The organism is Streptomyces sp. NPDC027189, assembly GCF_055566975.1.
In genome coordinates, this window is the sequence record NZ_JBVHRI010000009.1 from 100,743 (window position 1) to 124,178 (window position 23,436).

Genomic DNA, 23,436 nt, shown 5'->3' on the forward strand with positions numbered 1-23,436 from the left:
CTGCGGCAACCAACTGTATCTATGGTTGCCCTAAGCAACGAATACGGGAGGTGTGATGGCCGAGCAGGCGCAGTACGAGGAGCTGGCTGGTCAGCTCAGCGCCATCGGCGCCGTGAAGAGGGACCTCGGGCGGATCCTGCCGCCCGACTGCCCCGGGGGCTCCGCCGCCGTGCTGACGCTGCTCGGCCGGTACGGCGAGATGCGGATGAGCAGGCTCGCCGAGCTGCTCTCCGTGGACATGTCCGTGACCAGCCGGCATGTCGCGCACGTCGCGGACCGGGGCTGGATCGAACGGTCCCCCGACCCGGCCGACAAGCGCTCACGCATCCTGCGCCTCACCACCGCGGGCCAGGAGCAGCTCGACGAGCTCTCCCGGCGCACGTCGCGGCTCCTCGCCGACCGGCTGAGCGACTGGTCCGACCATGAGGTCGGGCTGCTCATCCAGCTCATGGGCCGGCTGCGCGAGAGCTTCGGCGACTGCCGCGCCACACAGCGCACAGCGGCGCACCCGCATCCGTATGCGCCAGACGTAACAGAACTGACCACCCGTACACCCGCGTAAGTACGTAAGAAAAGGAAGCCCATGGCAACGACCACACCAGCCGGTGTGCGGGGCTCTCACGCCAAGCACGGAGGCGCCGCCGACGGCGCTCCGATGACGCACCGGCAGATCATGGAGGCGCTCTCCGGGCTGCTGCTCGGCATGTTCGTCGCGATCCTGTCGTCGACGATCGTCACCAACGCACTCCCCGAGATCATCGGCGACCTGGGCGGCGGCCAGTCCGCCTACACCTGGGTCGTCACGGCCTCGCTGCTGGCCATGACCGCGACCACGCCTCTGTGGGGCAAGCTCTCCGACCTGTACAGCAAGAAGGCGCTCGTACAGATAGCCCTCGTCATCTACGTGCTGGGATCGGCCGCCGCCGGTCTGTCCCAGAACCCCGGCATGCTCATCGCATGCCGTGTGGTCCAGGGCATCGGCGTCGGCGGTCTGTCCGCCCTCGCGCAGATCGTGATGGCCGCGATGATCTCCCCGCGTGAGCGCGGGCGCTACTCCGGCTACCTCGGTGCGACGTTCGCCGTCGCAACCGTCGGCGGTCCGCTGCTCGGCGGTGTCATCACCGACACCTCGTGGCTCGGCTGGCGCTGGTGCTTCTACGTCGGAGTGCCGTTCGCGATCATCGCGCTGATCGTGCTGCAGAAGACCCTGCACCTGCCCGTCGTGAAGCGGGACGTGAAGGTCGACTGGGGCGGCGCGTTCTTCATCTCCGCCGCGGTCTCGCTGCTGCTGGTCTGGGTCACCTTCGCCGGTGACAAGTACGACTGGGTGTCCTGGCAGACGTACGCGATGGTCGGCGGCTCGGTCGTCCTCGGGCTGCTGTTCATCCTGGTCGAGTCCAAGGCGAGCGAGCCGATCATCCCGCTGCGGCTGTTCCGCAACCGCACCATCACCCTTTCCTCCCTCGCTTCGCTCTTCGTCGGTGTCGCGATGTTCACCGGCACGGTCTTCTTCAGCCAGTACTTCCAGCTGGCCCGCGACAAGTCCCCGACGATGTCGGGCGTCATGACCATCCCGATGATCGGCGGACTGTTCGTCTCCTCCACGGTCTCCGGCCAGATCATCACCAAGACCGGACGATGGAAGTACTGGCTGGTCTCCGGTGGCCTCCTGGTCACCGCGGGCCTGGGCCTGCTCGGCACGATCCGCTACGACACGGTCTACTGGCACATCGCGATCTTCATGGCGCTGATGGGCCTCGGCATCGGCATGATGATGCAGAACCTGGTGCTGTCCACGCAGAACCAGGTGGCCCCGGCCGACCTCGGCTCGGCCAGCTCCACGGTGACGTTCTTCCGTTCCCTCGGCGGTGCGATCGGCGTCTCCGCGCTCGGCGCGGTCATGGCCAACCGGATCACCGACTACGTCAAGGACGGTCTGACCGACCTCGGCCCCAAGTACGCCAAGCTGGCGTCCGGTTCCAGCTCCAGCAGCATCCCGGACATGGACAAGCTGCCCAAGCCGCTGCGCACCGTGATGGAGAGCGCGTACGGCCACGGCATCGCGGACGTCTTCCTGATCGCCGCGGGCATGGCGCTGATCGCCTTCCTCATCGTGCTGTTCATCAAGGAGGTCCCGCTGCGCACCTCGGGCGCGCTGGCCCAGGCCGCGGAGGCCAAGGCGGAGGCCGCGGCTCCGGCCGCCGCCGAGGAGAGGATCCCGAGCTGGGCCGTCGCCGTGACCGAGGCGGGTCCCCAGGGAACGCAGCCGTTGGCGGCAGTCGCCACGGCGACGAAGGAGGACGCCCCGATGCCCTTGTCCGGCGGAATCCCGGTATGCGGTTACGTCCGCGGCGCCGAGAGCGCGCCCGTGCCGCAGGCCGCGGTCACGCTGATCTCGCTCGCGGGACGGCAGCTGGGCCGCTCGGTCGCGCAGGCCGACGGTTCCTACGCGCTGGACGCGCCCGGGGTCGGGTCGTACGTCCTGATCGCCTCCGCCGACGGTTTCCAGCCGCAGGCCTCGACGATCGTCGTGAACGACGAGCCGGTCGCGTACGACATCCTGCTGAGCGGCACGAGCGGGCTGAGCGGTGTCGTGCGGGCCGCGGGGACCGGCATCGCGGTCAAGGACGCCATGGTCATCGTGACCGACGTACGCGGTGATGTGCTGGCCACCGGGACCACCGGTGAGCAGGGCGAGTTCACCTTCGCCGAACTGGTGCCGGGCGTCATGACGGTCGCGGTGAACGCCGCGGGTCACCGGCCGCGGGCCCTGCCCGTCGAGGTCGGCGGCGCCGGAGTCACCCGCATCGAAGTCGAACTCGACTCGGGCGCCCAGGTCCAGGGTGTCGTACGGGCACCGCACGGCCCCCTCGCGGACGCCCGCGTGACGCTGGTGGACGCGGCGGGCAACGTGGTCGGCACGGCCAGGACCGGCACGGACGGCGCGTACGCCTTCACCGACCTGGACACCGGGGAGTACACGGTCATCGCGACGGGCTACCCGCCGGTGGCGACGGCCCTGACCGTGGGCGGTCGCGGAGTCGACGACCACGACCTCGAACTCGCCCACCCCGGCGAGTAGTCCGAGCCCCGGCCCGTGGGGACGCGCGCACTCTGAGCGGAGGTGCGCCCCCCGCGGGCCGGTTTCATTGCGACCAATTTTTCATGCATTGCAGGGAGAAAACGGGATGGGACTGACCGCACGCATCCGCACGCGGGACGGGTGGGCCGTGTCGCACGCGGTCGTCACGGTGACCGACATGACCGGTACGCAGGTGGTGCGCGCCGAGGCGGACAGCGAAGGCGCCGTGCACGACACGACCGCCCTCGCGCCCGGCGCGTACACCGTGATCGTCACCGCGGTCGGGTACGCCCCCGCCGCGTCCAGCGCGATCGTCACGGCGAGCGGCCGGGCCGAGGTCGGCAATGTGACTCTCGCCCGCCAGGGCGGCACCGAGCTTCCGCCGCCCGGCCCCTGGACCATCGACCCGGCGCACTCCTCCGTGAGTGCGGTCGCCCAGCACCTGGGCATCTCCAGCGTGCACGGCCGCTTCACGGACTTCGCGGGCTCGATCGAGATCGCCCCCGACGAGGTGGCCAAGTCCCGCGTGCAAGCGGTGATCCACGCCGCCTCCATCGATACCGGCAACGGCATGCGCGACGGGCACCTGAAGTCCCCGGATTTCCTGGACGTCGACACCTACCCGCAGATCACGTACCGCTCGACGGGCCTGACCCCGGCCGGTTCGGACCGCTGGACGGTCCACGGCGAGCTGACGATGCACGGGGTGGTGCGGCCGGTCGAGCTGGACCTGGCATACCTCGGCACCGGGGCCGACCCCTGGGGCGGCACCCGCGCCGCGTTCCGCGCGACCGCCGAACTCCACCGCGAGGACTTCGCCATGAACTACAACCAGGTCGTCCAGGCGGGCATCTCGGCCATCGGTACGACGTTGAAGGTCGAGCTGGACATTCAGGCGGTGCAGGGGCAGTGGCTGCCGCAGGCGTAAGCGTAGGAACGGCAGGGTCAGCCTGGGCGGGCCGCTGTGCCCCTAGGCTGCACCCATGGCACCGAATATCGCGACGAACACCTCCGTATCCCGCGACGAACTGCTGGACTTCGTACGCCCCCGGCACCGCGCCATCCTTCTCACCCGCCGTGCCGACGGCAGCCCCCAGGGCTCGCCCCTGACCTGCGGGGTCGACGATTCGGGGCGCATCGTGGTCTCGACCTACCCCGAGCGCGCCAAGACCCGCAACGCCAAGCGGGACGAGCGGGTCAGCCTGATCGTGCTGAGCGACGAGTGGAACGGGCCGTGGGTCCAGATCGACGGCACGGCGGAGGTCGTCGACTCCCCCGACTCGGTCGAGCCGCTCGTCGAGTACTACCGCAATATCGCGGGCGAGCACCCGGACTGGGACGAGTACCGCGAGGCGATGCTCAAACAGGGCAAGTCGATCATCCGGGTCACCCCGGAGCGGTGGGGCCCGGTGGCAACCGGGGGCTTCCCGGCACGGCGCGCTCCGCAGGAGTAGGAGCGTTTCCTCGCCCCTCCGCCCCTACCCCGTCCCGTACCAGCCTTTCGGCTGCGGGTGCGTGGGGGCTTGTCGCGCAGCTCCCCGCGCCCCTTTCAGGGGCGGAGGGGGCGAAGAAAGCGCCCCTCAGCCGCGCTGCACCATCGTCTCGATCCCCGCGATCAGCATCTCCAGGGCGAAGGTGAAGTCCCGCTCGCGCATTTCCTCGACGGTGTCGCCCCCGCGCGCCTCCATCAGATCGGCCGCGCTCTCGAAGTTCGCGGCGAACTGCGGCTGTTCGCTGATGGTGCTCATGGCCTGGCGGAAGTACTCGTCCTGGGACATGCCCGCGGAGGCACACCGCTGCACGAAGTGCCCCTCGATCGTGCCGAAGCCGTACACGAACTGGAAGACGGCGGAGAGCGCGCCCATCTGGCCGTGCGGCGGCAGCCCCGTGTTGCGGACCACCTGCTGCACGCGGAGCGAGAAGGCCATGGAGTGCGGGCCGATGTTGAGGAAGTTGCCGATGAGCGGTGACACCCAGGGGTGGCGCACGAGCAGCGCGCGGTAGCCCACGGCGAGGGAGCGGAGCTGATCGCGCCAGTCCTCGCCGGACTCGGGATCCGGCAGCTCCAGTTCGCCGAAGACCGCGTCGAGGGCCAGTTCGAGCAGATCGTCCTTGGTGTCGACGTACCAGTACACGGACATCGCGGTGACGTTCAGCTCGGCGGCCAGCCGGCGCATGGAGAACTTGGCCAGCCCCTCCGCGTCCAGCAGCCGCACCGTGACCTCGGTGATCCGCTCCCGGTCGAGTCCCGACGGCTGGCCGCCACCACGGGCCGCACCGCCCCGGTGGGCCTTGCCCTCCAGCCAGACACTGGTCCGCGCCGGACGCTTGGCCCGGTCGGCTGCCCTCACCATGGCGCACCTTCCTCGGAACTCGGACTGCGGGGCGGGCCGGAATTCCCCGGTCCGCCTCCCTGACGATGCTAAGCGGGCGCTACGCGGAAACCGCCATCGCGGAGTCTGCCCTCTCCGCCCGCCGCAGCAACGCCGCCGCGACCAGTCCGCCGAGAAGCACCGCCACCGCACCCACCAACTGGCTGGTCTCCAGGCCCGACGAGAACGCGTCGGTGAGCCGTCCCCGCTCCTCGTCCGAGCCGGCCGAGGCGAGCGCCGCGGGAAGCGAGCTCGCCGCCACCGGAATCAGTGCCGCGAACCGGGAGTTGAGGACGGCGCCGAGGACCGCCACGCCCAGCCCGTTGCCGAACTCGGCGAGCGTGCCGTTGATGCCCGCGCCGACGCCCGCCTTCTCCCGCGGGATCGCGCTCATGATGGCGTGCGCCATGGCGGGGTTGGCCACGGCGCACCCCGCGCCGATCAGCAGCAGCCCGAGCAGCGTGCCGCCGTACCCGCGCGCGGCGAGCGTCGCGATCGACACAAGGCCCGCAGACATCAACACCATCCCCAGCGCGATCGACACCGGCGTGCCGAGCTTCGCCGTCCACTTCGCCGACAGGCCGGAGAAGTTCAGCGCCACGACGGACAGCGCGAGCGGGGCCGTGCGGAGTCCGGCCTCCAACGGGCCGTACCCGAGCACGAATTGGAGGTGCTGGGTGAGGAGGAAGAGCGCACCGCCCATACCGAAGGTGATGAGCACCGCACCCGCGACCGCTCCCGTGAAGCGCCGGTCCCGGAAGAAGTGCAGGTCGAGCATCGGGTACGGAATCCGGCTCTCCCAGTAGGCGAACGCGGCCAGCACCACCACGGCGACCCCCGCCGTGACCAGCACCCGTCCCGACGTCCACCCGTGCTCGGGGCCCGAGATGATCGCGTACACGAGCGCGGTCATACCGATGGTGGAGAGCAGCGCGCCGAGGAGATCCGGACGGTCACCTCGCGGATTCTTCGACTCCGGCACGAGGGCCACCACCGCGCCCAGTCCCAGCGCCGCCACCGGAAGATTGACCAGGAAGATCGCGCCCCACCAGAAGTGGTTCAGCATGAAGCCACCGAGGAGGGGGCCGGCCGCGAACCCGAGCGCGTTCACGGCGCTCCAGATGCCGATCGCCTTCGGGTGCTCGTCGGGCGTGAAGATCTGCATCGCGACGGCGAGGGTCGTGGTGAGCAGCAGCGCACCGCCCACGCCCATGCCCGCCCGCGCGGCGATCAACTGCCCGGTCGAGTCGGCGAGTCCGGCGACCAGCGAGCCGATGCCAAAGAGCACGAGTCCCGCGATCAGCATTTTCTTGCGGCCGTAGCGGTCGGCCGCGCTGCCCGCCGTCAGCAGCAGCCCCGACTGCACCAGCGAGTACGCGTTGATCATCCACTGGATGTCCGAGGTGGCCGCGTCCAGCTCCCGGGTGAGGGAGGGGATCGCGACGTTCAGCACGGTGTTGTCGAGCAGCACGGTGAGCTGCGCGAGACAGATGACGCCGAGGATCAGCCAGCGCTGGGGGTGTCCCTGGGGAGCTCGGGGAGCTTGAGAGGTCGGCATGCTTGGCATGCTGTACACCGTAGAACACTTCCCATACGGCGTACAACGCGGTATTCGGCACCGCACGAAAGCGGCACCCGGCACCGTACGAAAAGGGCGGTGGCCCGGGGCGGGATCGCCCCGGGCCACCGCCCTGTGACAGGAACCGTCAGCTGCTGCTCGTCGGCTGCGTCAGGTCGTAGAAGGTGGCCGAACCGACCGTCACCTTCTTGAAGTTGGCCGTGACCCACGAGCTGATCTTCGAGGAGGTGCCGGAGTTGCCCCCACCTCCCATACCGCCGCCCGAGATGAAGTAGTGGATCTTGCCGTCCGCCACGTACTTCTTGAACTGGGCCAGCGTCGGGGACGGATCGGTGCCGTTGAAGCCGCCGATCGCCATCACCGGCTTGCCGGTGGCGAGCTGGTAGCTCGCGGAGTTCTGGGAACCGATGGCCGCGGCAGCCCAGGTGTAGTCGTCCGCGTTCTTCGCCAGCAGCTTCTTGGCCTCGGAGCCGACGGTCGCGCCGTTGAGCAGACCGCCCACGCCACCGCCCATGCCGCCCTCGCCCATACGGCCACCCATACCGCCCTGCGGGTTCTGGCCCTGGGTGTTGCCGTTGCCCTGCTGGTTCTGACCGGGGAAACCGCCGGTGCCGCCGGTCGGGGGCCGGCCCATGCCGCCACCCTGCTGGGTGTTGCCATTGCCGTTCTGCTGGTTCTGGCCACCACCGGGGAAACCACCCCGCATGCCACCGCCACCGCCGGGCCCGCCACCCCGGCCGCCCATCATGCTGGCGCCCGCCGGACCGGCCGTCACGATGGAGCCGGTGTGCCCGGTGTTCACCGTGGAGAGCGTGTATGCCGTCGGGCCCGCGATCGAGGCCACGAAGCTCAACCCGACTGCTGCGAGAGCCAGTTGGCGGCCCAGCCTGGCCGCGAAGATCAGGCCGAGCGCGCCGGCCAGACCGCCGATGAGGACCAGCCACTTCAGCCAGGGCAGGTAGTCGGGGGTGCGGTTGAGGAGGACGTAACCCCAGGCCGCGGTCGCGGTGACCGAGGCGGCAAGGGTGAGCGAGGCCCAGATCCTGGACCGCTCCTCCCACAGGACCGTCGCGCCCATGCCGACCACGGCCGCGATGTAAGGGGCCAGGGCGATCGTGTAGTACTGGTGGAAGATGCCCGCCATGTAGCTGAAGATGACCGCGGTCATCAGTAGCGCGCCGCCCCAGGCGAGGAACGAACCGCGGGCCAGGTCGGTCCGCTTGGCCTTGCGCGTGAGCACGAGACCCGCGACGAACAGGATGAGCGCGGCCGGCAGCAGCCACGAGATCTGGCTGCCGATCTCGGAGTTGAACATCCGGTCCCAGCCGGTCTCGCCCCATTGGCCGGTGCCACCCGCGCCACCACCGCCGCCGCCGACGCTGCCGGTCTCGTCGCCGTTGATGCGGCCGAGTCCGTTGTAGCCGAAGGTCAGCTCAAGGAAGGAGTTGTTCTGTGAGCCGCCGATGTACGGGCGGGAGGACGCGGGCCACAGCTCCACGATCGCGACCCACCAGCCGCCGGCGACGACCATCGCGACCGCCGACAGGGCCAGCTGGCCGAACCGCTTCTTCAGTTTCACCGGCGCGCAGACCGCGTACAGGACCGCGAGCGGCGGCAGGATCAGGAAGGCCTGCAGGGTCTTCGCGAGGAAGGCGAAGCCGACCGCGACACCCGCCCAGACCAGCCACTTCGTACGGCCGTCCTCAAGACCGCGGATCACGCAGTAGATCGTGACGGTCATCAGCAGCGCGAGCATCGCGTCCGGGTTGTTGAACCGGAACATCAGCGCGGCGACGGGAGTGAGCGCGAGCACGGCGCCCGCGATCAGACCTGCCGCTGGGCTGAAGCGGCGCCGGACGGCCGCGTACAGGACGCCGACCGTGGCCACGCCCGTGAGCACCTCGGGGACGAGGATCGCCCACGAGCTGAGGCCGAAGACCCGAACCGACAGGGCCATCGGCCACAGCGAGGCCGGGGGCTTGTCGACGGTGATGGCGTTGGCCGAGTCGAGCGAGCCGAAGAACATCGCCTTCCAGCTCTGACTGCCGGCCTGCACGGCCGCCGAGTAGAACGAGTTGGCGTACCCGGAGGCGCTCAGGTTGTACAGGTACAGCACCGCGGTGGCGAGCAGCAGACCCAGGAACGCGGGGCGCGCCCAGCGCGGGTCCTCGGGCCGGCCGCGCCAGAGCCGGCGCGCGAAGGGCTGCTTGGGCTCACCGGAGCCGGGGGCTGGGACGGGGGTCGCGGCCGGCACGACCGGCTCGTGCACGGCAGTGGCGCCCTGCGTGTCCGGCGGCCCCCAGGAGGGACTCGTGCCCCCCTGATGGCTCGTATCGGGCTGAGTCGTCATCGTGCGTTCCTCGGATCGTGGTCGTGCGGGCGCACCGCCTGCAACTGCATGGTCGAGTCCCCCCAGGTGCGGTCCGCGGCTTCACCGGCGCGGAACTGGGCTGTGTCGTAGGAAGAGGTGTCGTAGGAAGAGGTGTCGTACGAGGACGGGGGCGCCGTCGGGCGCCGGGGCAGCGGCGGATGCGCGGTGTGAGCGTGCGGGGCTTCGGCGTACGGGGCCGTCGCGTAGGTGGGCGAGGCCGGCTGGTGCGAGGCCACGACCTGCGACGGCGTCTCGCCCTGCCGGTCCGGGAAGACCCAGGCACGGAAGAGCAGGAAGCGCAGCACCGTCGCCGCGAGGTTGGCGGCGATGAGGACCGCCAGCTCGGTGGAGTGCGAGGGGTTGGTCGTCGCCGCGTTCAGGGCGGCGAGCGAGCCGCTGGTGAGGGCGAGACCGATGCCGAAGACGACCAGGCCCTGCGCCTGGTGCCGGATGGCGCCGCCCCGGCCGCGTACGCCGAAGGTGAGCCGCCGGTTGGCCGCCGTGTTGGCGACCGCCGACACGAGCAGGGCGAGCGCGTTGGCGACCTGCGACCCCGAGAACGAGCGGAAGCCGCTGTAGAGCAGCAGATAGAAGAGCGTGGACAGACCGCCGACCACGCAGAACCCGACGAGCTGGCGGGCCAGGCCCTTGGGTACGTCGGTCAGGTCGCGGTCGCGCGGGTCGTCCCCGAAGGGCCGGGCCAGCCGGTCGAGCGGCAGCGAGCCGGTGGCGAGAGCGCGTCCCACCCGCCACACCCCCCTGAGGTCGTCGGTCGCGGTCTTCACGATGTGCACCGTCGAGTTCGGGTCGTCGACCCAGTCGACCGGCACTTCGTGGATGCGCAGTCCGGCGCGCTCGGCCAGCACCAGCATCTCGGTGTCGAAGAACCAGCCGGTGTCCTCGACCAGGGGCAGCAGCACCTGGGCGACATCACGGCGGATCGCCTTGAAGCCGCACTGCGCGTCCGAGAAGCGGGCCTGCAGCGAACCGCGCAGGATCAGGTTGTACGTGCGGCTGATGAACTCCCGCTTGGCGCCGCGCACGACGCGCGAGGAGCGGGACAGCCGGGAGCCGATCGCGAGGTCCGAGTGGCCGGAGATCAGCGGCGCCACCAGGGGCAGCAGCGCGTTGAGGTCGGTGGACAGATCCACGTCCATGTACGCGAGGATCGGGGCGTCCGAGGCCGACCACACGGTCCGCAGCGCCCGGCCACGGCCCTTCTGCTCAAGGCGGAAGGACGTGACCTCCGGGATCTCCGCCTCCAGCCGCGCGGCCACCTGTGGGGTGGTGTCCGTGGACGCGTTGTCCGCGACGGTGATGCGGAACGCGTACGGAAACGTGCGCTTGAGGTGCTCGTGCAGTCTGAGCACACATGGCTGGAGGTCCTTCTCCTCGTTGTAGACGGGGATCACTACGTCCAGGACAGGCGTACCGGCGTCTCCGGCCGGGAGGTGCTCCCGCGCCGGCAGGTTGCCGGGAGAAGAGTCGGTTCGCATGGCAACGACTCTCGTCAAGCGCCCTGTTGCACCCATGTGGTGGCGCTGTGCTGTACCTGTGAGTGCGATTGCCACTGTGTTTCCAGAGCAAGCGCAGGCAAATGCAGCGTAAACACGGTCCTGCCGGGAATGCTGTCGACGGTTACGGCACCCCCGTGCGCGGACGCGACGGCCTGCACGATGGCGAGCCCGAGTCCGGTCGAACCGGAGGCCCGGGAGCGGGACGAATCACCGCGGGCGAACCGCTCGAAGACACGGGGGAGCAGATCGGCGGGAATGCCGGGCCCGTCGTCCTGGACGTCCACGCAGAGCCACGGCCCGTGCCGGTGCACCCGCGCCGTGACGGTCGTACCCGGTGGTGTGTGCGTGCGTGCGTTCGCGAACAGATTGACCATGACCTGTTGCAGGCGTGCGGCGTCGGCCGACACCAGGGCCGGCTCGTCCGGCAGTTCCAGCCGCCAGTTGTGGTCGCGCCCGGCCGCCCGGGCGTCGCTCACGGCGTCGATGACGAGCGGCACGAGGTCCGTCTGCTCGTACTGCAGCGGCCGCCCGGCGTCGAGCCGCGCGAGCAGCAGCAGATCCTCTACGAGCAGGGTCATCCGCCCGGCCTCGGACTCGATCCGCCCGAGCGCGTGCCGGGTGTCGGGGCCCGTCTCTTCCCTGCCGCGTCTGGTGAGCTCGGCGTACCCGCGAATGGATGCCAGTGGCGTCCGCAGCTCATGACTCGCGTCCGCGACGAACTGCCGTACGCGCATCTCACTCTGCTGCCGCGCGTGCAGCGCGCCGTGGATGTGGTCGAGCATCCGGTTGAGCGCCGCGCCGACCTGCCCGACCTCGGTGTGCGGATCGGACTCCGACTCGGGGACCCGCTCGTACAGGGTGACTTCACCGGTGTGCAGGGGGAGTTCGGAGACACGGGTGGCGGTGGCGGCGACTTTGCGGAGGGGGCGCAGGGCCACGCCGACGAGCACACTGCCCGCGATGGCGGCGGCGACGAGACCGGCACCGGTGACGCTCACCTCTACGAGGATGAGGGTGCTGATGGTGTTGGTGACGGACCTGGTGGGCAGGGCGACGTAGTAATTGCCCCTGCCGCCATGGACGTACGTGACCCGGTACTCGCCCTTGCCCGGGATGTCCACGGTGTGGATACCGGTCTTGGACACGGAACCGAGTACGGCTTCCTGTGCCTCGGAGAGCTCGACGGCCTTCATACGGTCGAAGACACCGCTGGTGGTGGCCTCCGTGGCGATGACCGCCCGGCTGACTCCACCGCTGGCGTCGACCTCAGCGGCGATGGTGTCCTTCTGCGTCGGGCCCTGGGTGACGAAGGAGGCGATCCTGTCCTCTGTCGAGGAGTCGCTGGAGGAGCTCGTCGAGGAGCCGCCGTTCAGGCCCCCCGGGAGATGACCGTCGTCGTCCAGATTCCTCGGGGGACCCCCGAGACGCTTGGCGGCCTCGGCGACCTGGCCGTCCAGCTGCTGGTACAGATGCTGCCCCAGCGCGATGGTCGTCACCGTGCCGATCACGGCGCAGACCACGGCGATCAGCGCGACCGCCGATACGACGAGCCGCGTCCGCAGGGTGCGCGGCTGTCGTCCTCGCCTCTTCTGCGTACGCGGCCGTCGTCGCCGGCTCATGACGCCGCGGGCTTGATCAGATAACCGGCCCCACGCCGGGTGTGGATCATCGGCTCCCGCCCGGCGTCGATCTTCCGCCGCAGATACGAGATGTACAGCTCGACCACGTTGGCCTGACCACCGAAGTCGTACGACCACACCCGGTCGAGTATCTGCGCCTTGCTGAGCACCCGGCGCGGATTGCGCATCAGGAAGCGCAGCAGCTCGAACTCGGTCGCGGTGAGGTGGATGTTCTCGCCGGCCCGCGACACCTCGTGGCTGTCCTCGTCAAGGGTGAGGTCCCCGACGACCAGCACGGAGTCGGAACGCCGGTCGGCGGCTCCGGAACGGCGGATCAGCCCGCGCAGCCGGGCCACGACCTCTTCGAGGCTGAACGGCTTGGTGACGTAGTCGTCACCGCCGGCCGTGAGCCCGGCGATCCGGTCCTCGACGGCATCCTTCGCGGTCAGGAACAGCACAGGAACGTCAGGCAGCTCACGACGCAGCCGGCCGAGGACGGCCAGCCCGTCCATGTCGGGCAGCATCATGTCGAGAACGACGGCGTCGGGCCGGAACTCGCGGGCGGTCTGCACCGCACCCTGTCCGTCACCCGCGCTGCGGATCTGCCAGCCTTCATAGCGAAGGGCCATGGACAGCAGCTCGGTGATCGACAGCTCGTCGTCCACCACAAGCACTCGGACGGGGCTCCCGTCCGGCCTCAGCAGTTCGGTGCGCCCCTGGGGCGAGGTCGTGGTCATAGCGGACACCTTTGTGGGCGCCGCTGAGAGCATCCTTTCGGGAACCTGTGTTTTTCCTGAGAAACACACAGGCGCCTCTCAGGGAACTCCTTGGAAGATCACGCGGGTGCGATGTCGGGAGCGGCCCCGGAAGCGATCTTGAAGAGGCGCGCGCCGTTCTCGTAGCAGACCGCCCGGAGCCAATCGTCCCCCAGCCCGAGCCGCTCCAGGGCATGCAGCTGGTGGACGTACGGGTACGGGATGTTCGGGAAGTCGGTGCCGAGGAGGACCCGGTCACCGAGGTCGGCGAGCCGGGGGAGCGCCGCGCGCGGGAACGGCGCGAGGCGCTCGCTGAAGTCCGTGAACGCCATCGTCGTATCGAGCCGCACCTCGCCGTACCGCTCGGCGAGGTCGAGGAAGTCCTCGTACTCGGGCATCCCCATGTGCGCGACCACGAGCCGCAGCCGGGGATGCCGGGCGAGTACGTGCGCGATCGGCCCGGGCCCGGTGTGCTTGCCCGGCGAGGGCCCGGACCCGCAGTGGATCACGACGGGGACCCCGGCCTCGGCGAGCAACCCCCACACCGGATCAAGGAGTTGATCCCCCGGGTCGTACGCCCCCACCTGCACATGCGCCTTGAAGACGCGCGCCCCCGAGTCCACCGCCTCCCGCACATACGTCTCGACGCCCGGCTCGGGGAAGAGGGTCGCGGTGTGCAGACAGTCGGGGGTCCGGCGGGCGAAGTCGACGGCCCAGGAGTTGAGCCACTGGGCCATGCCGGCCTTGTGCGGGTAGAGCATGGCCGTGAAGGCCCGCACCCCGAACCCCCTGATCACCGCGAGCCGTTCGTCCTCGTCCGCGCGATAGGCGATCGGCCACTCGACGCCGCCCGTCAGGGGGCCCAGCCCGTCGAAGTAGTCCCACACCTTGCGCAGCACGCGCTCGGGCATGAAGTGCGTGTGCACGTCGACGAGCCCGGGGAGCCCGAGCCGCTCCCAGACCCCCTGGACCTCCGCCGCCTCAGACACGTCCGCCCCGTTCACGTTCGAACCCGTGGCTGCGCTCGACCCTGGCGATGTGCAGGGTGTAGCGCTCATACCACTCGGCGCGACCGCGCTTCTGCGCCGCGCGGTGCTCGGCATGCGCGCTCCACTCCTTGATCGCGTCCTCGTCCCTGAAGTACCCGACTGTGATGGACAACCCGCCCGGCGTACGCGCGTGATCCATGCCCAGGTAGCCCGGGATGTCCTGCACCAGCTCCTCCATCCGCTCGGCGGTCTCGCCGTACCCGCCGTCGTCCTCGGTCCTCACGGAGGTGAACACGGCGGCGTAGTAGGGGGGTTCATGGGCTACGACGGGCGCGACAGGCGCATTGGGGTGATCACTCATGTCGCCACTCTCGGCTCGGGCGCACGAGTCCGTCCAGCCCCTTTCCGAACGGGATCCAAAAGGGATCGAAGTCTTGACCATCCTGGAGACGATTCCCCCTCACTCGGAAAACTCTTCAGAAGGGCTCCTCAGAAGAGCCCGTGCTGCACACCGCTGTCTCTCAACTCCCTTACTGGAACGGAGAGTCCTGGATCCCCGGCGCCGGCTGTGGCTGCGGTCAGCTCCCACCCGGTCATCAGCCGCGTATCGAGTACGACGACTCCACGTCCAGTGCGGAGATGGAGATCGGGCCCGGCGGCGGCGCACAGCTCCCCGCTCACCACGCCGCCGGCGACGAGTTCGCTCACGACGCCCACCGCGGGCGACAGCCCGGCGAGCCCGAACACCTCGGTGTGGTCGACGGGCTCGAACGGCTCACGCCGAAGCGACTCGGGCCAGGCCTCGAGCCGCCCGACACGCGCGTGCAGCTCCGCGATCTCGGCCACCCGCTCGCCGGGCCCCGGCAGGTCGGCCCGCGCGACCCGCTTGTCGGCGTACGGAATCCGGTCCGGCACCTTGAGCGCGGCCCGCAGCAACTCCTCGGCCCGCCGAGCGGCCATCAGCGGCCCCTGCCCCAGCCAGCCGAAGGTGACGGCACCCTGCTCCAGGAGCCGCGCGGACCCCCGCTCGACCGCGGTGATCCCGACCTTCACCATCCCGGGCCCGAACCACGCCAGATACACGTGGTACGGCCGCGGATCATCGGGCATCGTGTCGGCGGCCACGGAGTGCGCCCGGTCCAGCCGCGCGCACTCCTCGCACCGCGCGCCCGTACTCCGCCCCGACACAACGGCCCGCACGGCACACTCATGCCCCCGAGCCCCCACACATGTCCGCACACCCCCGTCCACGACACCGAACGCCACCTGTTTCCCCCAGGCCAGCGGGCTCCCTCGCCCGTCACCCCACACCAATACGGGGCCGTCGACCGACCACCGCAGCCCCGAACATCTCCAGACCCGCCGCACTCCTATGACATTAGGGGGTGGCACTGACAGAGCCTCCGACCAGCGATGTTGCACGCAGCGACCTCCGCTCCGGAAAATAGGCACACGGAAGGTCAACTCTGTGCGATAGCACGCATGTTCACCCGATAGGTGACAGAGGTATCGATTCCACCGCTGACGTGCCGCTGACGAGGAAGAGCGGGGACGAAGAACTCAGCCGACGGACTCGGTCACGGGCTCACCCGCGCCCGACTCGGCGGTCACGCGTACCGGAAGCTCCGCAGGCCGCCCCCGCCCCGCCAGCCGGCAGCCGAGGCACCCGGGGTGACCCTCCCGCGCGGCGAGGTCCTTGACCCGCATGCCCCACTGCCCGACAGGCCGGCGCCCAGGCGGCTTGCCCCAGCCGGCGAGGTGCAGCACCCAGGTGACCAGAGCGCTGATCACCACGACACCCAGCCCTCCCCACACCGCCAGGGCGTTCCCCGCGCAGACGCCAAGCCCGATCCCCGTCACTCCGACGGTGGCGATCCCGAACCCGGTCCACCCCGCGACGGTGTGCCCTTCGTCGTACAGGCTCATATACGGCCCCCTCCCGTGCTGGCGACTAGACTTCTCCCAACCCCTCACTACCTAAGAAATTAAGCACCGAAACCTCTCACGTACTAAGGGAAATCGATGCAGCAGGGCGGCCCACCACGCTCACGCCCCCACCCGCCCGCGACGCCGGCCCAGGTGATCTCCACCATGGACCATCTGATCGCGACGAACATGCGGGCCCAGCAGGAGATGGCTCAGCGGCTGAACCTGAACCTCACCGACCTCATGTGCTTCACCTGCGTCCTGAAGGCGGGCGACAACCTGCTCACCGCCGGGAACCTAGCGGAGCACGCGCGCGTCACGACCGGCGCCGTCACGGGAATCCTCAACCGCCTCGAACGCGCAGGCTACGTCACTCGCCGCCCCGACCCCTCGGACCGCCGCCGCGTCCGCATCGCCGCGCAACCCGCCGCGGTCGCCCGCGTCCTGGCCCTCTACGAGCCCTACTACGCCCGCCTGACCGAACTTTTGGCCGGCTACACCCCCGCCGAAGTCACCGTCCTGCAGGACTGGTTCACCCGCTCGGGCCGGCTGACGAGCGACTACTTGGAAGAGCTGCGCGAGAGAAACCAGGCCTCGGCGAAGACCACGTAGATCTTCACGTAGGCCCACCCGCAGGCCCATCCCCATGGCCTGATGGTCTCGCCTGCTGCCGTACTCCCCTACTGCACAACACGCAAGAGCCCCGTTCCGGAGATCGGAACGGGGCTCTTGACCGTGTGCACTCGGCAGGATTCGAACCTGCAACCTTCTGATCCGTAGTCAGATGCTCTATCCGTTAAGCTACGAGTGCTTGTTTTGTTTTTGTCCCGGTCCCGGGCTTTCGGCCCGCTCGCGGCGACAGGAAGAACATTACATGACTGCCGCCGCCATGTGAAATCCGTTTGCCGCACCCCTTGTGAGCTGGGCAAACGCGCTGAGGCGCCCCGAAACTCCGAAGCCCCGGTCCTAGTGGACCGGGGCTTCGGATCTTGGCGCGGAGGCGGAGGGATTTGAACCCTCGATGGGCTTTGAGGCCCAAACCGCATTAGCAGTGCGGCGCCATAGACCGGACTAGGCGACGCCTCCCGCACAGCCGCTCGCGCGAGCGCGAGTGGTGCGTGCAGATGATGACACAGCCGAGCGTGGTGTCACCAATCGCCCCCTACGGTACTAGGCAGGCGGGCCGCAGAGCAAAGTCCATTGCCGCATCGCAACCGTGCGGGGCGCGCGGCGTTAGTCAGGTCATGCTGCACCGTCTCGTTCTGACCGCCGCCGCGTCCGCCACGGCCGCCCTGTCCGCCGTACCGGCCGCGTCCGCCGCGCCCGCCGGCCCCGTGTCCGCCGTACCAGCCGCGTCCGCCGTACCAGCCGGCCCCGCCGTACCCGCCATCGCGTCGGCCACCGGGCTCGCCACCACCACCCCGTACGGCGAACCGGATCTCCGGAGCCTGACCCGGATGCCCCCACCGGCCTCCGGCGAGGACTCCGGGGACCGGCTGACCGTGACCGTCCACGGCGCGGGAGGCGGTGCGGACGGGACGTACAAACTGCGGTGTCATCCCGACGGCGGCAGTCACCCCGATGTGAGCGGGGCCTGCCAGAAGCTGGACCAGAGCACCACCTGGGGCAAGGACCCCTTCGCTCCGGTGCCACCGGGCACCATGTGCACGATGCTGTACGGCGGTCCGGCCACCGCGCATGTCACGGGGACCTGGGCGGGCCGGCCCGTGGACGCGAGGTTCGACCGCGCGAACGGGTGCGAGATCGCGCGGTGGGACGCGCTGGTGCCACTGCTGCCGGAAACCACGTATGGCGAAGACACGGTGCAGTCACGGCGACCTCATGGTTCCGGGTTGGATTCGAGGGGCGAAATGCACGGTCACAGGTTCTACGTCTCTTCTGCGTCCTTTCCGCGTCACTTCCGCGTGCGACCTCCCTCTCATCCGGCGTCGCGAGCGCAACCACTGCCCGTAGACTCCCTCGCGTGACACGCTGCGGACCGATTGGCAAGATGGCATCCGCGGTCGGCAAGGTGCGGTAACAGGGAGGAAGCGTCTCGTGAGCAGCAGGCCATCCCGAGGCGCTGCTCGCCTCGCAGCCATACTGGACGCGCTGCCCGATGCGTTGGTGCTGGTCAACGCCAATGGGACCGTCGTCAACGCCAACACCATCGCCCTGGAGGCCTTCGAGGCCCCGGGCACGGCTCTGGTGGGCCGGGGGCTGCTCGATCTGCTGCCGCAGTTCGACTCCCGGCTGATCCCCGGATCCATGCGGCGGCCCGACACCATCGACGAGCGCGGGCGGACCAAGCCGACCAGGATGATCGCGCGGCGGACCGACGGCACCGAGTTCCCGGTCGAAGTCACCAGTGCGAATCTGGAGAACGGCCAGCAGGCCTACGACAGCTATGGCCCCACCCCTGACGAGCTGCTCATGCTTGTCGTACGCGATCTGTCGGGCACCGTCGACACCGAGGCCGAACTCGCGCGTTCGCAACGACAGACCGAAATGATTCTGCGCGCCGCGGCCGAGGGCGTGGTCGGGACGGACACGGAGGGGCGGGTCGTCCTCGTCAATCCGGCGGCCGCTCAGATACTCGGTTACCGGGCCAGCGATCTCGGCGGCCAGGATCTGCACGCCCTCATCCTTCACTCGCGCGCGGACGGCGAGCCCTTCGCGTACGAGGAGTCGCCGCTCGCCGACACCCTGCGCTCCGGGCGCAAGCACCGGGTGCGCGGGCAGGTGCTGTGGTCGAAGGCCGGGAACAAGGTGCCGGTCGACCTCACGACCGCGCCGGTGCGGGACGGGGAACAGCTCGTCGGCGCCGTGATGACCTTCACCGACCGGCGGCCGTACGACACCCTCGCCGAGGAGAAGGACGCCGAGGCCACCCGGCATGCCGAGGAGCTCGTACGCATCGCCGACGAGCACGCCGGGGAACTCAAGACGCTGCGCGAGCGGCACGAGGCCGAGCTGGCCGAGCTGAGCGAGCGGCACGAGGAGGAACTCGCGTCCGGCGACGAGCGGTACGCGGCGCTCGGCGAGCGCGAGAAGGACCGGTACGAGGCGCTGACAGCGCGGCACGAGCAGCTGCTCGCCGTGCTCAGCCAGTCCCTGCGGGGGCCCCTCGACCAGCTGCGCGGCGAACTCTCCAAGCTCGCCGCCGACGACGCCGGTCAGCTGTGGCCCGAGGCCAACCAGGTGCTCCACCACCTCGCGGCCGGCTACTCGCGGATCACGACGCTCGTCGACAACGTCCTCGGCTATCAGCGGCTCGACTCCGGGGCCGAGGAGATCTCCCGTACGAAGGTGATGCTCGACGCGGTCGTCGCGGCCGGTGTCGACGGTGCCGTCGAGCTGATCGGGCCCGGACGCGTCCAGTTCGCCGTGCACGCGCCGCCGATCGAGGCCGAGGTCGACCCGGTTCGGCTCGCGAACGCCCTCGCGCATCTCATCGCGGACGTCGCCGGAGTCGACGCGACCGGCAACGCGCCGGTGTCGGCGGGCGGTTACATGGACAACACCGTCGTCGTGGCGGCGGCTCAGCGCGGTGAGGGCGTCCGTATCGAGGTGCGCGGGCCGTACGCCGGGGGAGACCCGGTGCACGAGCCGATCGTGCGCGGGATCGTGCGCGCGCACGGCGGTGTGCTGCAGACGCACGAGGTGCCGGGGATGAGCGGCAGCGCGTTCGTGCTCGAGGTGCCGATCGGGGGCGGGGCCGGGACGGTTCCCGCTCCCGAGAGCTCCCCCGGTACCGAGGTCGCCCTTCCCGAGCAGGCCTCGCACCAGGGCGGTGGCAGGCGGCGGGCCCGGCGGTCCTCCGTGGACGCCTTCCTGGAGAGCGAGGTGGCCGGGGAGTCCGACACCACGGCTGTCGAGACGGGCGGGGACGCTCCCACGGGGCGGCGCCGCCGCCGTGCGGGGGACGGCGAAGTGTCCGTTCCCGCCCAGGCGTCGGGAGTCGAGGGCCCCGGTGACGGCGGAGCCTCCGGTTCCGGAGGCACCGGGCGGCGGCGGGGACGGCCGAGTCCGGCCGAGGATACGGCCCCTGATGTGAGCGGCGGCGTCTCCGAAGGCGCGGTCGTCATGGCGGGCGAGCATGCGGCGGGGACCGCGGCCGTGGGTACGGGGCTCGGCGGGACGGTGCCTCCGCAAGGGGTGCCGGTGCCCTCCGGCCGGCGCGCGCGACGGGACGGCGAACAGCATGCGCTGCCGCCCGCGTTGCCCGCGGCGCCCAGTACGCCCGTCGCACCGGATGCACCGGACGCCAGTGGCTCCGCCGACGCGGGGCAGCCGACCGGGCGGCGCCGGCGTGCGCTGGCCGCCGCGGCCGAGCGTGCCGCCGCGCAGGAGGCGGGCGCCCGTACGGTGTTCGCGCTGCCGCCCGCGGACGCGGACCGCTCACCCCAGTACGCGCAGGCGCAGGGCCAGGTCCAGGTTCAGCAGGCCGACAGCGGTCTCGTCGGGCACGAGCAGGGCGACGACGGCCGCCATGACGCGATGCTGCACGACCCGGCCGACGATCACACTCCGCCGCAGCCGCACCCCGTTTCCACTCCGACGGGACGGCGGCGCGCTCGCCGTGCCCCGGGTACTCCGGGTCAGCCGGATGCCGTGGGGACGCCCGCACAGGGGGTTCCGGCGCAGTCGGTTCCGGCACCGGGGGTACCCGGCCAGACCGTGCCTGCGCAGGGTGTCCCCGCACAGGGCGTCCCGGGTACGGCCGTCGCCGGCCGGCCGGTTCCCGCGCAGACAGGGCAGGCGCCACAGACCACGCCAACACGGCAGACCGCTGCTGCCGCCCAGGCCACCCCGGCCGCCGGCACCCCGGCGCAGCCCCAGCCGCCCACCGCTGCCTCGGTGCCGGTCCCGGCTCCGGCGCCGCAGCCGTGGCCGAACGCGAACACCGCCACCAACGCCAACGACACGTCGGGCGCGGGAACTCCGACCCCCGTACCCCCCGCGGCGGCGTCCGCACAGCCCGGAGCCCCGGCACGGAGCACGGCCCCCGCCGCCGCTCAGCCGACCCCCGCCCCGGGTACCCCGCTCCCCCCTGAGCTCCCGGCGCAGCCGAGGGTCGCGCAGCCCCTGCCCGCCGAGGCCGCGGCCCCCGTCGACCCCAACTCGACGCAGGGACGGGCGATCAGCGTGCGGACGCTCGGCCAGGGCGTCCCGTTCGCCCGCCAGCCCGCTCCGGACCAGCCCGCTCCGCAGGCCCAGCCACAGCCCCAGGCCCCCACGCCTCCGCCGCACCAGACGAACGGCGGCGGCCGTCGCCGCAAGCTCGGTACGCCCCCCGAGCCCGCCGCCGAGCGTTCGGAGACGGCGGCCCGTCCGCACCCGCAGGCCGGACAGGCACCGACGGCCCCCGGGCCCCGGCTGCCCGGAGCCACCGAGGGCGCCGGACGGTCGTACGCCATAGGAGCACCGGACGAGGACGCCGCCGAGGGCCCCGAGCCGCTCGACGGTCCCGGCGGTGCCGTCGAGGTCGCCGACCAGCCGCAGCCGCGGCCCCTGGACGACGAGCTGCCCCCGGAGCCGCTGGACAACCCGCGGCGGCTGCTCGTCTGGCCCGCGCCGGACGTCACGACCCAGCAGGCGCTGAGCGACCGCGGCTACCGGCCCGTCATCGTGCACTCGCGCGAGGAGGTCGACGCACAGATCGCCGCCTTCCCGGCCGCGCTCTTCGTCGACCCGCTGACCGGGCCCATCACGCGCACGGCGCTCCAGTCGCTGCGCCAGGCCGCCGTCGCCGCCGAAGTGCCGGTCCTCGTGACGGCGGGACTCGGCCAGGCGACGCGCGAGGCGGCGTACGGCGCCGACCCCGCCGTACTCCTGAAGGCCCTGGCACCGCGGGACTCCGAGCAGCACCCGCCGCGCGTGCTGCTCATCGAGGAGCACGCGGAGATCGCGCTGGCGCTGACCGCGACACTGGAGCGGCGCGGAATGCAGGTGGCGCGGGCGTCGACCGACGCGGACGCCGTCACGCTGGCCTCGCAGATGCGGCCGAACCTGGTGGTGATGGATCTGATGCAGGTACGGCGCCGGCGCGCCGGCATCGTGGACTGGCTGCGCGCGCACGGCCAGTTGAACCGCACGCCGCTGGTCGTCTACACGGCCGCCGTCGACCACGCCGAACTGCCGCGCCTGGCCGCGGGGGAGACGGTACTGTTCCTCGCCGAGCGCTCGACCAGCGCCGAGGTGCAGGACCGGATCGTCGACCTGTTGGCGCGCATCGGTACGAACTAGTTGGCTTTCATCCGTACGAACTGGTCGACCCGCATCCGCACGAACCGGTCGGGACGCATCGGTACCAACCGGTCGGGACGCATCCGTACGAACTGGTCGACACGCATCCGTACGAACTGGTCGGCGCGCATCGGCGCCAACCAGCCGTACGTCACTACCGGCCTGCCGTACGTCACTTGGCGGTGAGGCGCCGTGCCGCCGCCATGACCGACGCCCGTACCCGCTTCCTGTCCGCGTCCTCGTTGCCGACCAGGATGCGGCGCATCTGCGGTACGACCGTGGACCAGCCCGCGAGCGCGAGCAGCATGAACAGCAGGTCGTTGGCGGGAATCTCGTCGCTGATGACGCCGCGGACCTGCGCGCCGGCGATGGCGGCGGCCTTGCGGGCGTAGTGCTCCTGGCGCTCGGCCTCGTCGGGGAGTTCGGCCGTGCCGTACTCGATGCCCTTTTTCGGCCTGACCGCGAGCGCGGTCGCGCCGCTCGCGGGCGGGTTCGTCGACCGGTTCGGCGCCGCCAAGGTCGTACGGTCCGCGTATCTGCTCGCGGCCGTGTCCGTACCGCTGTTCTGGCTCGGCGGGAGCACGCTGTGGACGCTGTGCGCCGCCGCGATCGTGGTCCACGCCGCCCTGGTGACCAGCCATGTCGCCAACCAGACCCTGGCGTTGACGACGACCTCGACCCCGGCGACCGCGAACACCGCCTATGTGGTCGCGGGTTTCGCGGGCGGCGCACTCGCCTCTGCACTGGCGGGGAGTTCCTTCGCGCAGTGGGGATGGGGTGGCGTGTGCGCGGTGGCCGGGGTGTGGCTGCTGCTGGGGTGGACCATGGCGTCCGTACGGCGGTCGTCGGCGTCCGGACGGCGATGACTTGGGTGCACGTCGGGCGGGGAGCCCTGGGGCGCCCCGCCCGGCGTACCTCTGTGCCGCTGTTGGTGACGGTGTCGGTGTCGGTGTCGGCGTCTGTGACGGTGTTGGCGT

18 protein-coding genes, 2 tRNA genes and 2 pseudogenes are annotated in these 23,436 nt (G+C 70.7%); 8 read left to right on the top strand and 14 right to left on the bottom strand.

Annotation, left to right across the window (positions count from 1 at the left end; translation table 11 throughout):
• Nucleotides 1-55 precede the first annotated feature (55 nt).
• From ACZ4RZ_RS23000 to ACZ4RZ_RS23015, 4 genes are all read left to right on the top strand, one after another.
• Nucleotides 56-562 (top strand): MarR family winged helix-turn-helix transcriptional regulator, encoded by a 507-nt coding sequence (locus tag ACZ4RZ_RS23000; RefSeq protein ID WP_467747096.1) that lies wholly within the window; start codon nt 56-58, stop codon nt 560-562.
• A gap of 93 nt (nt 563-655) precedes the next feature.
• On the top strand, nt 656-3,082 hold the full coding sequence (locus ACZ4RZ_RS23005) for an MFS transporter (RefSeq protein ID WP_467747399.1): 2,427 nt from the start codon (nt 656-658) through the stop codon (nt 3,080-3,082).
• 106 nt (nt 3,083-3,188) lie between these two features.
• Nucleotides 3,189-4,010: a YceI family protein gene (locus tag ACZ4RZ_RS23010; protein ID WP_467747098.1), complete on the top strand. Its 822-nt coding sequence runs from the start codon at nt 3,189-3,191 to the stop codon at nt 4,008-4,010.
• Nucleotides 4,011-4,065: 55 nt separating this feature from the next.
• Complete coding sequence (locus tag ACZ4RZ_RS23015; protein WP_467747100.1) at nt 4,066-4,536, top strand: PPOX class F420-dependent oxidoreductase; 471 nt, start codon at nt 4,066-4,068, stop codon at nt 4,534-4,536.
• 126 nt (nt 4,537-4,662) lie between these two features.
• Here the strand turns inward: ACZ4RZ_RS23015 and ACZ4RZ_RS23020 are convergent, their stop codons facing one another.
• The 10 genes from ACZ4RZ_RS23020 to ACZ4RZ_RS23065 all read right to left on the bottom strand — a co-directional run bounded on the left by ACZ4RZ_RS23020 (nt 4,663) and on the right by ACZ4RZ_RS23065 (nt 16,210).
• Nucleotides 4,663-5,436, bottom strand: coding sequence for a TetR/AcrR family transcriptional regulator (locus tag ACZ4RZ_RS23020; protein ID WP_467747101.1), 774 nt, complete (start codon nt 5,434-5,436; stop codon nt 4,663-4,665).
• Between the two features lie 79 nt (nt 5,437-5,515).
• A complete protein-coding gene (locus ACZ4RZ_RS23025) occupies nt 5,516-7,012 on the bottom strand; it encodes an MFS transporter (RefSeq protein ID WP_467747102.1) in 1,497 nt (498 codons plus the stop codon).
• Between the two features lie 148 nt (nt 7,013-7,160).
• Complete coding sequence (locus ACZ4RZ_RS23030; RefSeq protein ID WP_467747104.1) at nt 7,161-9,383, bottom strand: ArnT family glycosyltransferase; 2,223 nt, start codon at nt 9,381-9,383, stop codon at nt 7,161-7,163.
• Nucleotides 9,380-10,900: a bifunctional glycosyltransferase family 2/GtrA family protein gene (locus ACZ4RZ_RS23035; protein ID WP_467747105.1), complete on the bottom strand. Its 1,521-nt coding sequence runs from the start codon at nt 10,898-10,900 to the stop codon at nt 9,380-9,382. Before ACZ4RZ_RS23035 ends, ACZ4RZ_RS23030 begins: the two co-directional genes overlap by 4 nt.
• Before the next feature lie 14 nt (nt 10,901-10,914).
• The gene (locus ACZ4RZ_RS23040; RefSeq protein ID WP_467747107.1) at nt 10,915-12,540 is read right to left on the bottom strand and encodes an ATP-binding protein; all 1,626 of its coding nucleotides are present in this window, start codon (nt 12,538-12,540) and stop codon (nt 10,915-10,917) included.
• Entirely contained in the window at nt 12,537-13,277 is a 741-nt protein-coding gene (locus ACZ4RZ_RS23045; protein WP_179332490.1) for a response regulator transcription factor, read from the bottom strand. The genes ACZ4RZ_RS23040 and ACZ4RZ_RS23045 overlap by 4 nt, the downstream gene beginning before the upstream one ends.
• Before the next feature lie 98 nt (nt 13,278-13,375).
• Entirely contained in the window at nt 13,376-14,284 is a 909-nt protein-coding gene (locus ACZ4RZ_RS23050) for an amidohydrolase family protein (RefSeq protein ID WP_467747109.1), read from the bottom strand.
• The gene (locus ACZ4RZ_RS23055; RefSeq protein ID WP_467747110.1) at nt 14,277-14,645 is read right to left on the bottom strand and encodes an antibiotic biosynthesis monooxygenase family protein; all 369 of its coding nucleotides are present in this window, start codon (nt 14,643-14,645) and stop codon (nt 14,277-14,279) included. Before ACZ4RZ_RS23055 ends, ACZ4RZ_RS23050 begins: the two co-directional genes overlap by 8 nt.
• Nucleotides 14,646-14,773: 128 nt before the next feature.
• Nucleotides 14,774-15,652, bottom strand: a complete 879-nt coding sequence (locus ACZ4RZ_RS23060; protein WP_467747111.1) for a DUF2797 domain-containing protein — start codon at nt 15,650-15,652, stop codon at nt 14,774-14,776.
• 192 nt (nt 15,653-15,844) lie between these two features.
• Complete coding sequence (locus ACZ4RZ_RS23065; RefSeq protein WP_467747113.1) at nt 15,845-16,210, bottom strand: HGxxPAAW family protein; 366 nt, start codon at nt 16,208-16,210, stop codon at nt 15,845-15,847.
• Between the two features lie 165 nt (nt 16,211-16,375).
• On the opposite strand from ACZ4RZ_RS23065, the gene ACZ4RZ_RS23070 reads away from it, so the two are divergent.
• On the top strand, nt 16,376-16,822 hold the full coding sequence (locus ACZ4RZ_RS23070) for a MarR family winged helix-turn-helix transcriptional regulator (RefSeq protein ID WP_467747115.1): 447 nt from the start codon (nt 16,376-16,378) through the stop codon (nt 16,820-16,822).
• A gap of 126 nt (nt 16,823-16,948) precedes the next feature.
• Here the strand turns inward: ACZ4RZ_RS23070 and ACZ4RZ_RS23075 are convergent.
• Nucleotides 16,949-17,021: transfer RNA gene (locus tag ACZ4RZ_RS23075), tRNA-Arg, on the bottom strand.
• A gap of 184 nt (nt 17,022-17,205) precedes the next feature.
• Nucleotides 17,206-17,296: transfer RNA gene (locus ACZ4RZ_RS23080), tRNA-Ser, on the bottom strand.
• 158 nt (nt 17,297-17,454) lie between these two features.
• On the opposite strand from ACZ4RZ_RS23080, the gene ACZ4RZ_RS23085 reads away from it, so the two are divergent.
• Entirely contained in the window at nt 17,455-18,198 is a 744-nt protein-coding gene (locus tag ACZ4RZ_RS23085; RefSeq protein WP_467747116.1) for an SSI family serine proteinase inhibitor, read from the top strand.
• 70 nt (nt 18,199-18,268) lie between these two features.
• Complete coding sequence (locus ACZ4RZ_RS23090) at nt 18,269-22,459, top strand: response regulator (protein WP_467747118.1); 4,191 nt, start codon at nt 18,269-18,271, stop codon at nt 22,457-22,459.
• On the opposite strand, the gene ACZ4RZ_RS23095 is transcribed toward ACZ4RZ_RS23090, so the two are convergent.
• Nucleotides 22,456-22,635 carry a hypothetical protein gene (locus tag ACZ4RZ_RS23095; RefSeq protein WP_467747120.1) on the bottom strand — a complete coding sequence of 60 codons (180 nt, stop codon included), beginning with the start codon at nt 22,633-22,635 and terminating at the stop codon, nt 22,456-22,458. The two genes, ACZ4RZ_RS23090 and ACZ4RZ_RS23095, sit on opposite strands and share 4 nt — an antisense overlap.
• Nucleotides 22,632-22,907, bottom strand: a pseudogene (locus ACZ4RZ_RS23100) (TetR/AcrR family transcriptional regulator); the annotation flags it as partial. The pseudogene ACZ4RZ_RS23100 and the gene ACZ4RZ_RS23095, both read right to left, overlap by 4 nt.
• On the opposite strand from ACZ4RZ_RS23100, the pseudogene ACZ4RZ_RS23105 reads away from it, so the two are divergent.
• A pseudogene (locus ACZ4RZ_RS23105) lies at nt 22,906-23,325 on the top strand (MFS transporter); the annotation flags it as partial. The pseudogenes ACZ4RZ_RS23100 and ACZ4RZ_RS23105 overlap by 2 nt on opposite strands.
• Nucleotides 23,326-23,436 lie beyond the last annotated feature (111 nt).

Excerpts from the sequence above, each read along its gene's own strand:
- ACZ4RZ_RS23000 (WP_467747096.1), top strand. The coding sequence starts at position 56 with ATGGCCGAGCAGGCGCAGTACGAGGAGCTGGCTGGTCAGCTCAGCGCC.
- ACZ4RZ_RS23005 (WP_467747399.1), top strand. The coding sequence starts at position 656 with ATGACGCACCGGCAGATCATGGAGGCGCTCTCCGGGCTGCTGCTCGGC.
- ACZ4RZ_RS23010 (WP_467747098.1), top strand. The coding sequence starts at position 3,189 with ATGGGACTGACCGCACGCATCCGCACGCGGGACGGGTGGGCCGTGTCG.
- ACZ4RZ_RS23015 (WP_467747100.1), top strand. The coding sequence starts at position 4,066 with ATGGCACCGAATATCGCGACGAACACCTCCGTATCCCGCGACGAACTG.
- ACZ4RZ_RS23020 (WP_467747101.1), bottom strand. The coding sequence starts at position 5,436 with ATGGTGAGGGCAGCCGACCGGGCCAAGCGTCCGGCGCGGACCAGTGTC.
- ACZ4RZ_RS23025 (WP_467747102.1), bottom strand. The coding sequence starts at position 7,012 with ATGCCGACCTCTCAAGCTCCCCGAGCTCCCCAGGGACACCCCCAGCGC.
- ACZ4RZ_RS23030 (WP_467747104.1), bottom strand. The coding sequence starts at position 9,383 with ATGACGACTCAGCCCGATACGAGCCATCAGGGGGGCACGAGTCCCTCC.
- ACZ4RZ_RS23035 (WP_467747105.1), bottom strand. The coding sequence starts at position 10,900 with ATGCGAACCGACTCTTCTCCCGGCAACCTGCCGGCGCGGGAGCACCTC.
- ACZ4RZ_RS23040 (WP_467747107.1), bottom strand. The coding sequence starts at position 12,540 with ATGAGCCGGCGACGACGGCCGCGTACGCAGAAGAGGCGAGGACGACAG.
- ACZ4RZ_RS23045 (WP_179332490.1), bottom strand. The coding sequence starts at position 13,277 with ATGACCACGACCTCGCCCCAGGGGCGCACCGAACTGCTGAGGCCGGAC.
- ACZ4RZ_RS23055 (WP_467747110.1), bottom strand. The coding sequence starts at position 14,645 with ATGAGTGATCACCCCAATGCGCCTGTCGCGCCCGTCGTAGCCCATGAA.
- ACZ4RZ_RS23065 (WP_467747113.1), bottom strand. The coding sequence starts at position 16,210 with ATGAGCCTGTACGACGAAGGGCACACCGTCGCGGGGTGGACCGGGTTC.
- ACZ4RZ_RS23070 (WP_467747115.1), top strand. The coding sequence starts at position 16,376 with ATGGACCATCTGATCGCGACGAACATGCGGGCCCAGCAGGAGATGGCT.
- ACZ4RZ_RS23085 (WP_467747116.1), top strand. The coding sequence starts at position 17,455 with ATGCTGCACCGTCTCGTTCTGACCGCCGCCGCGTCCGCCACGGCCGCC.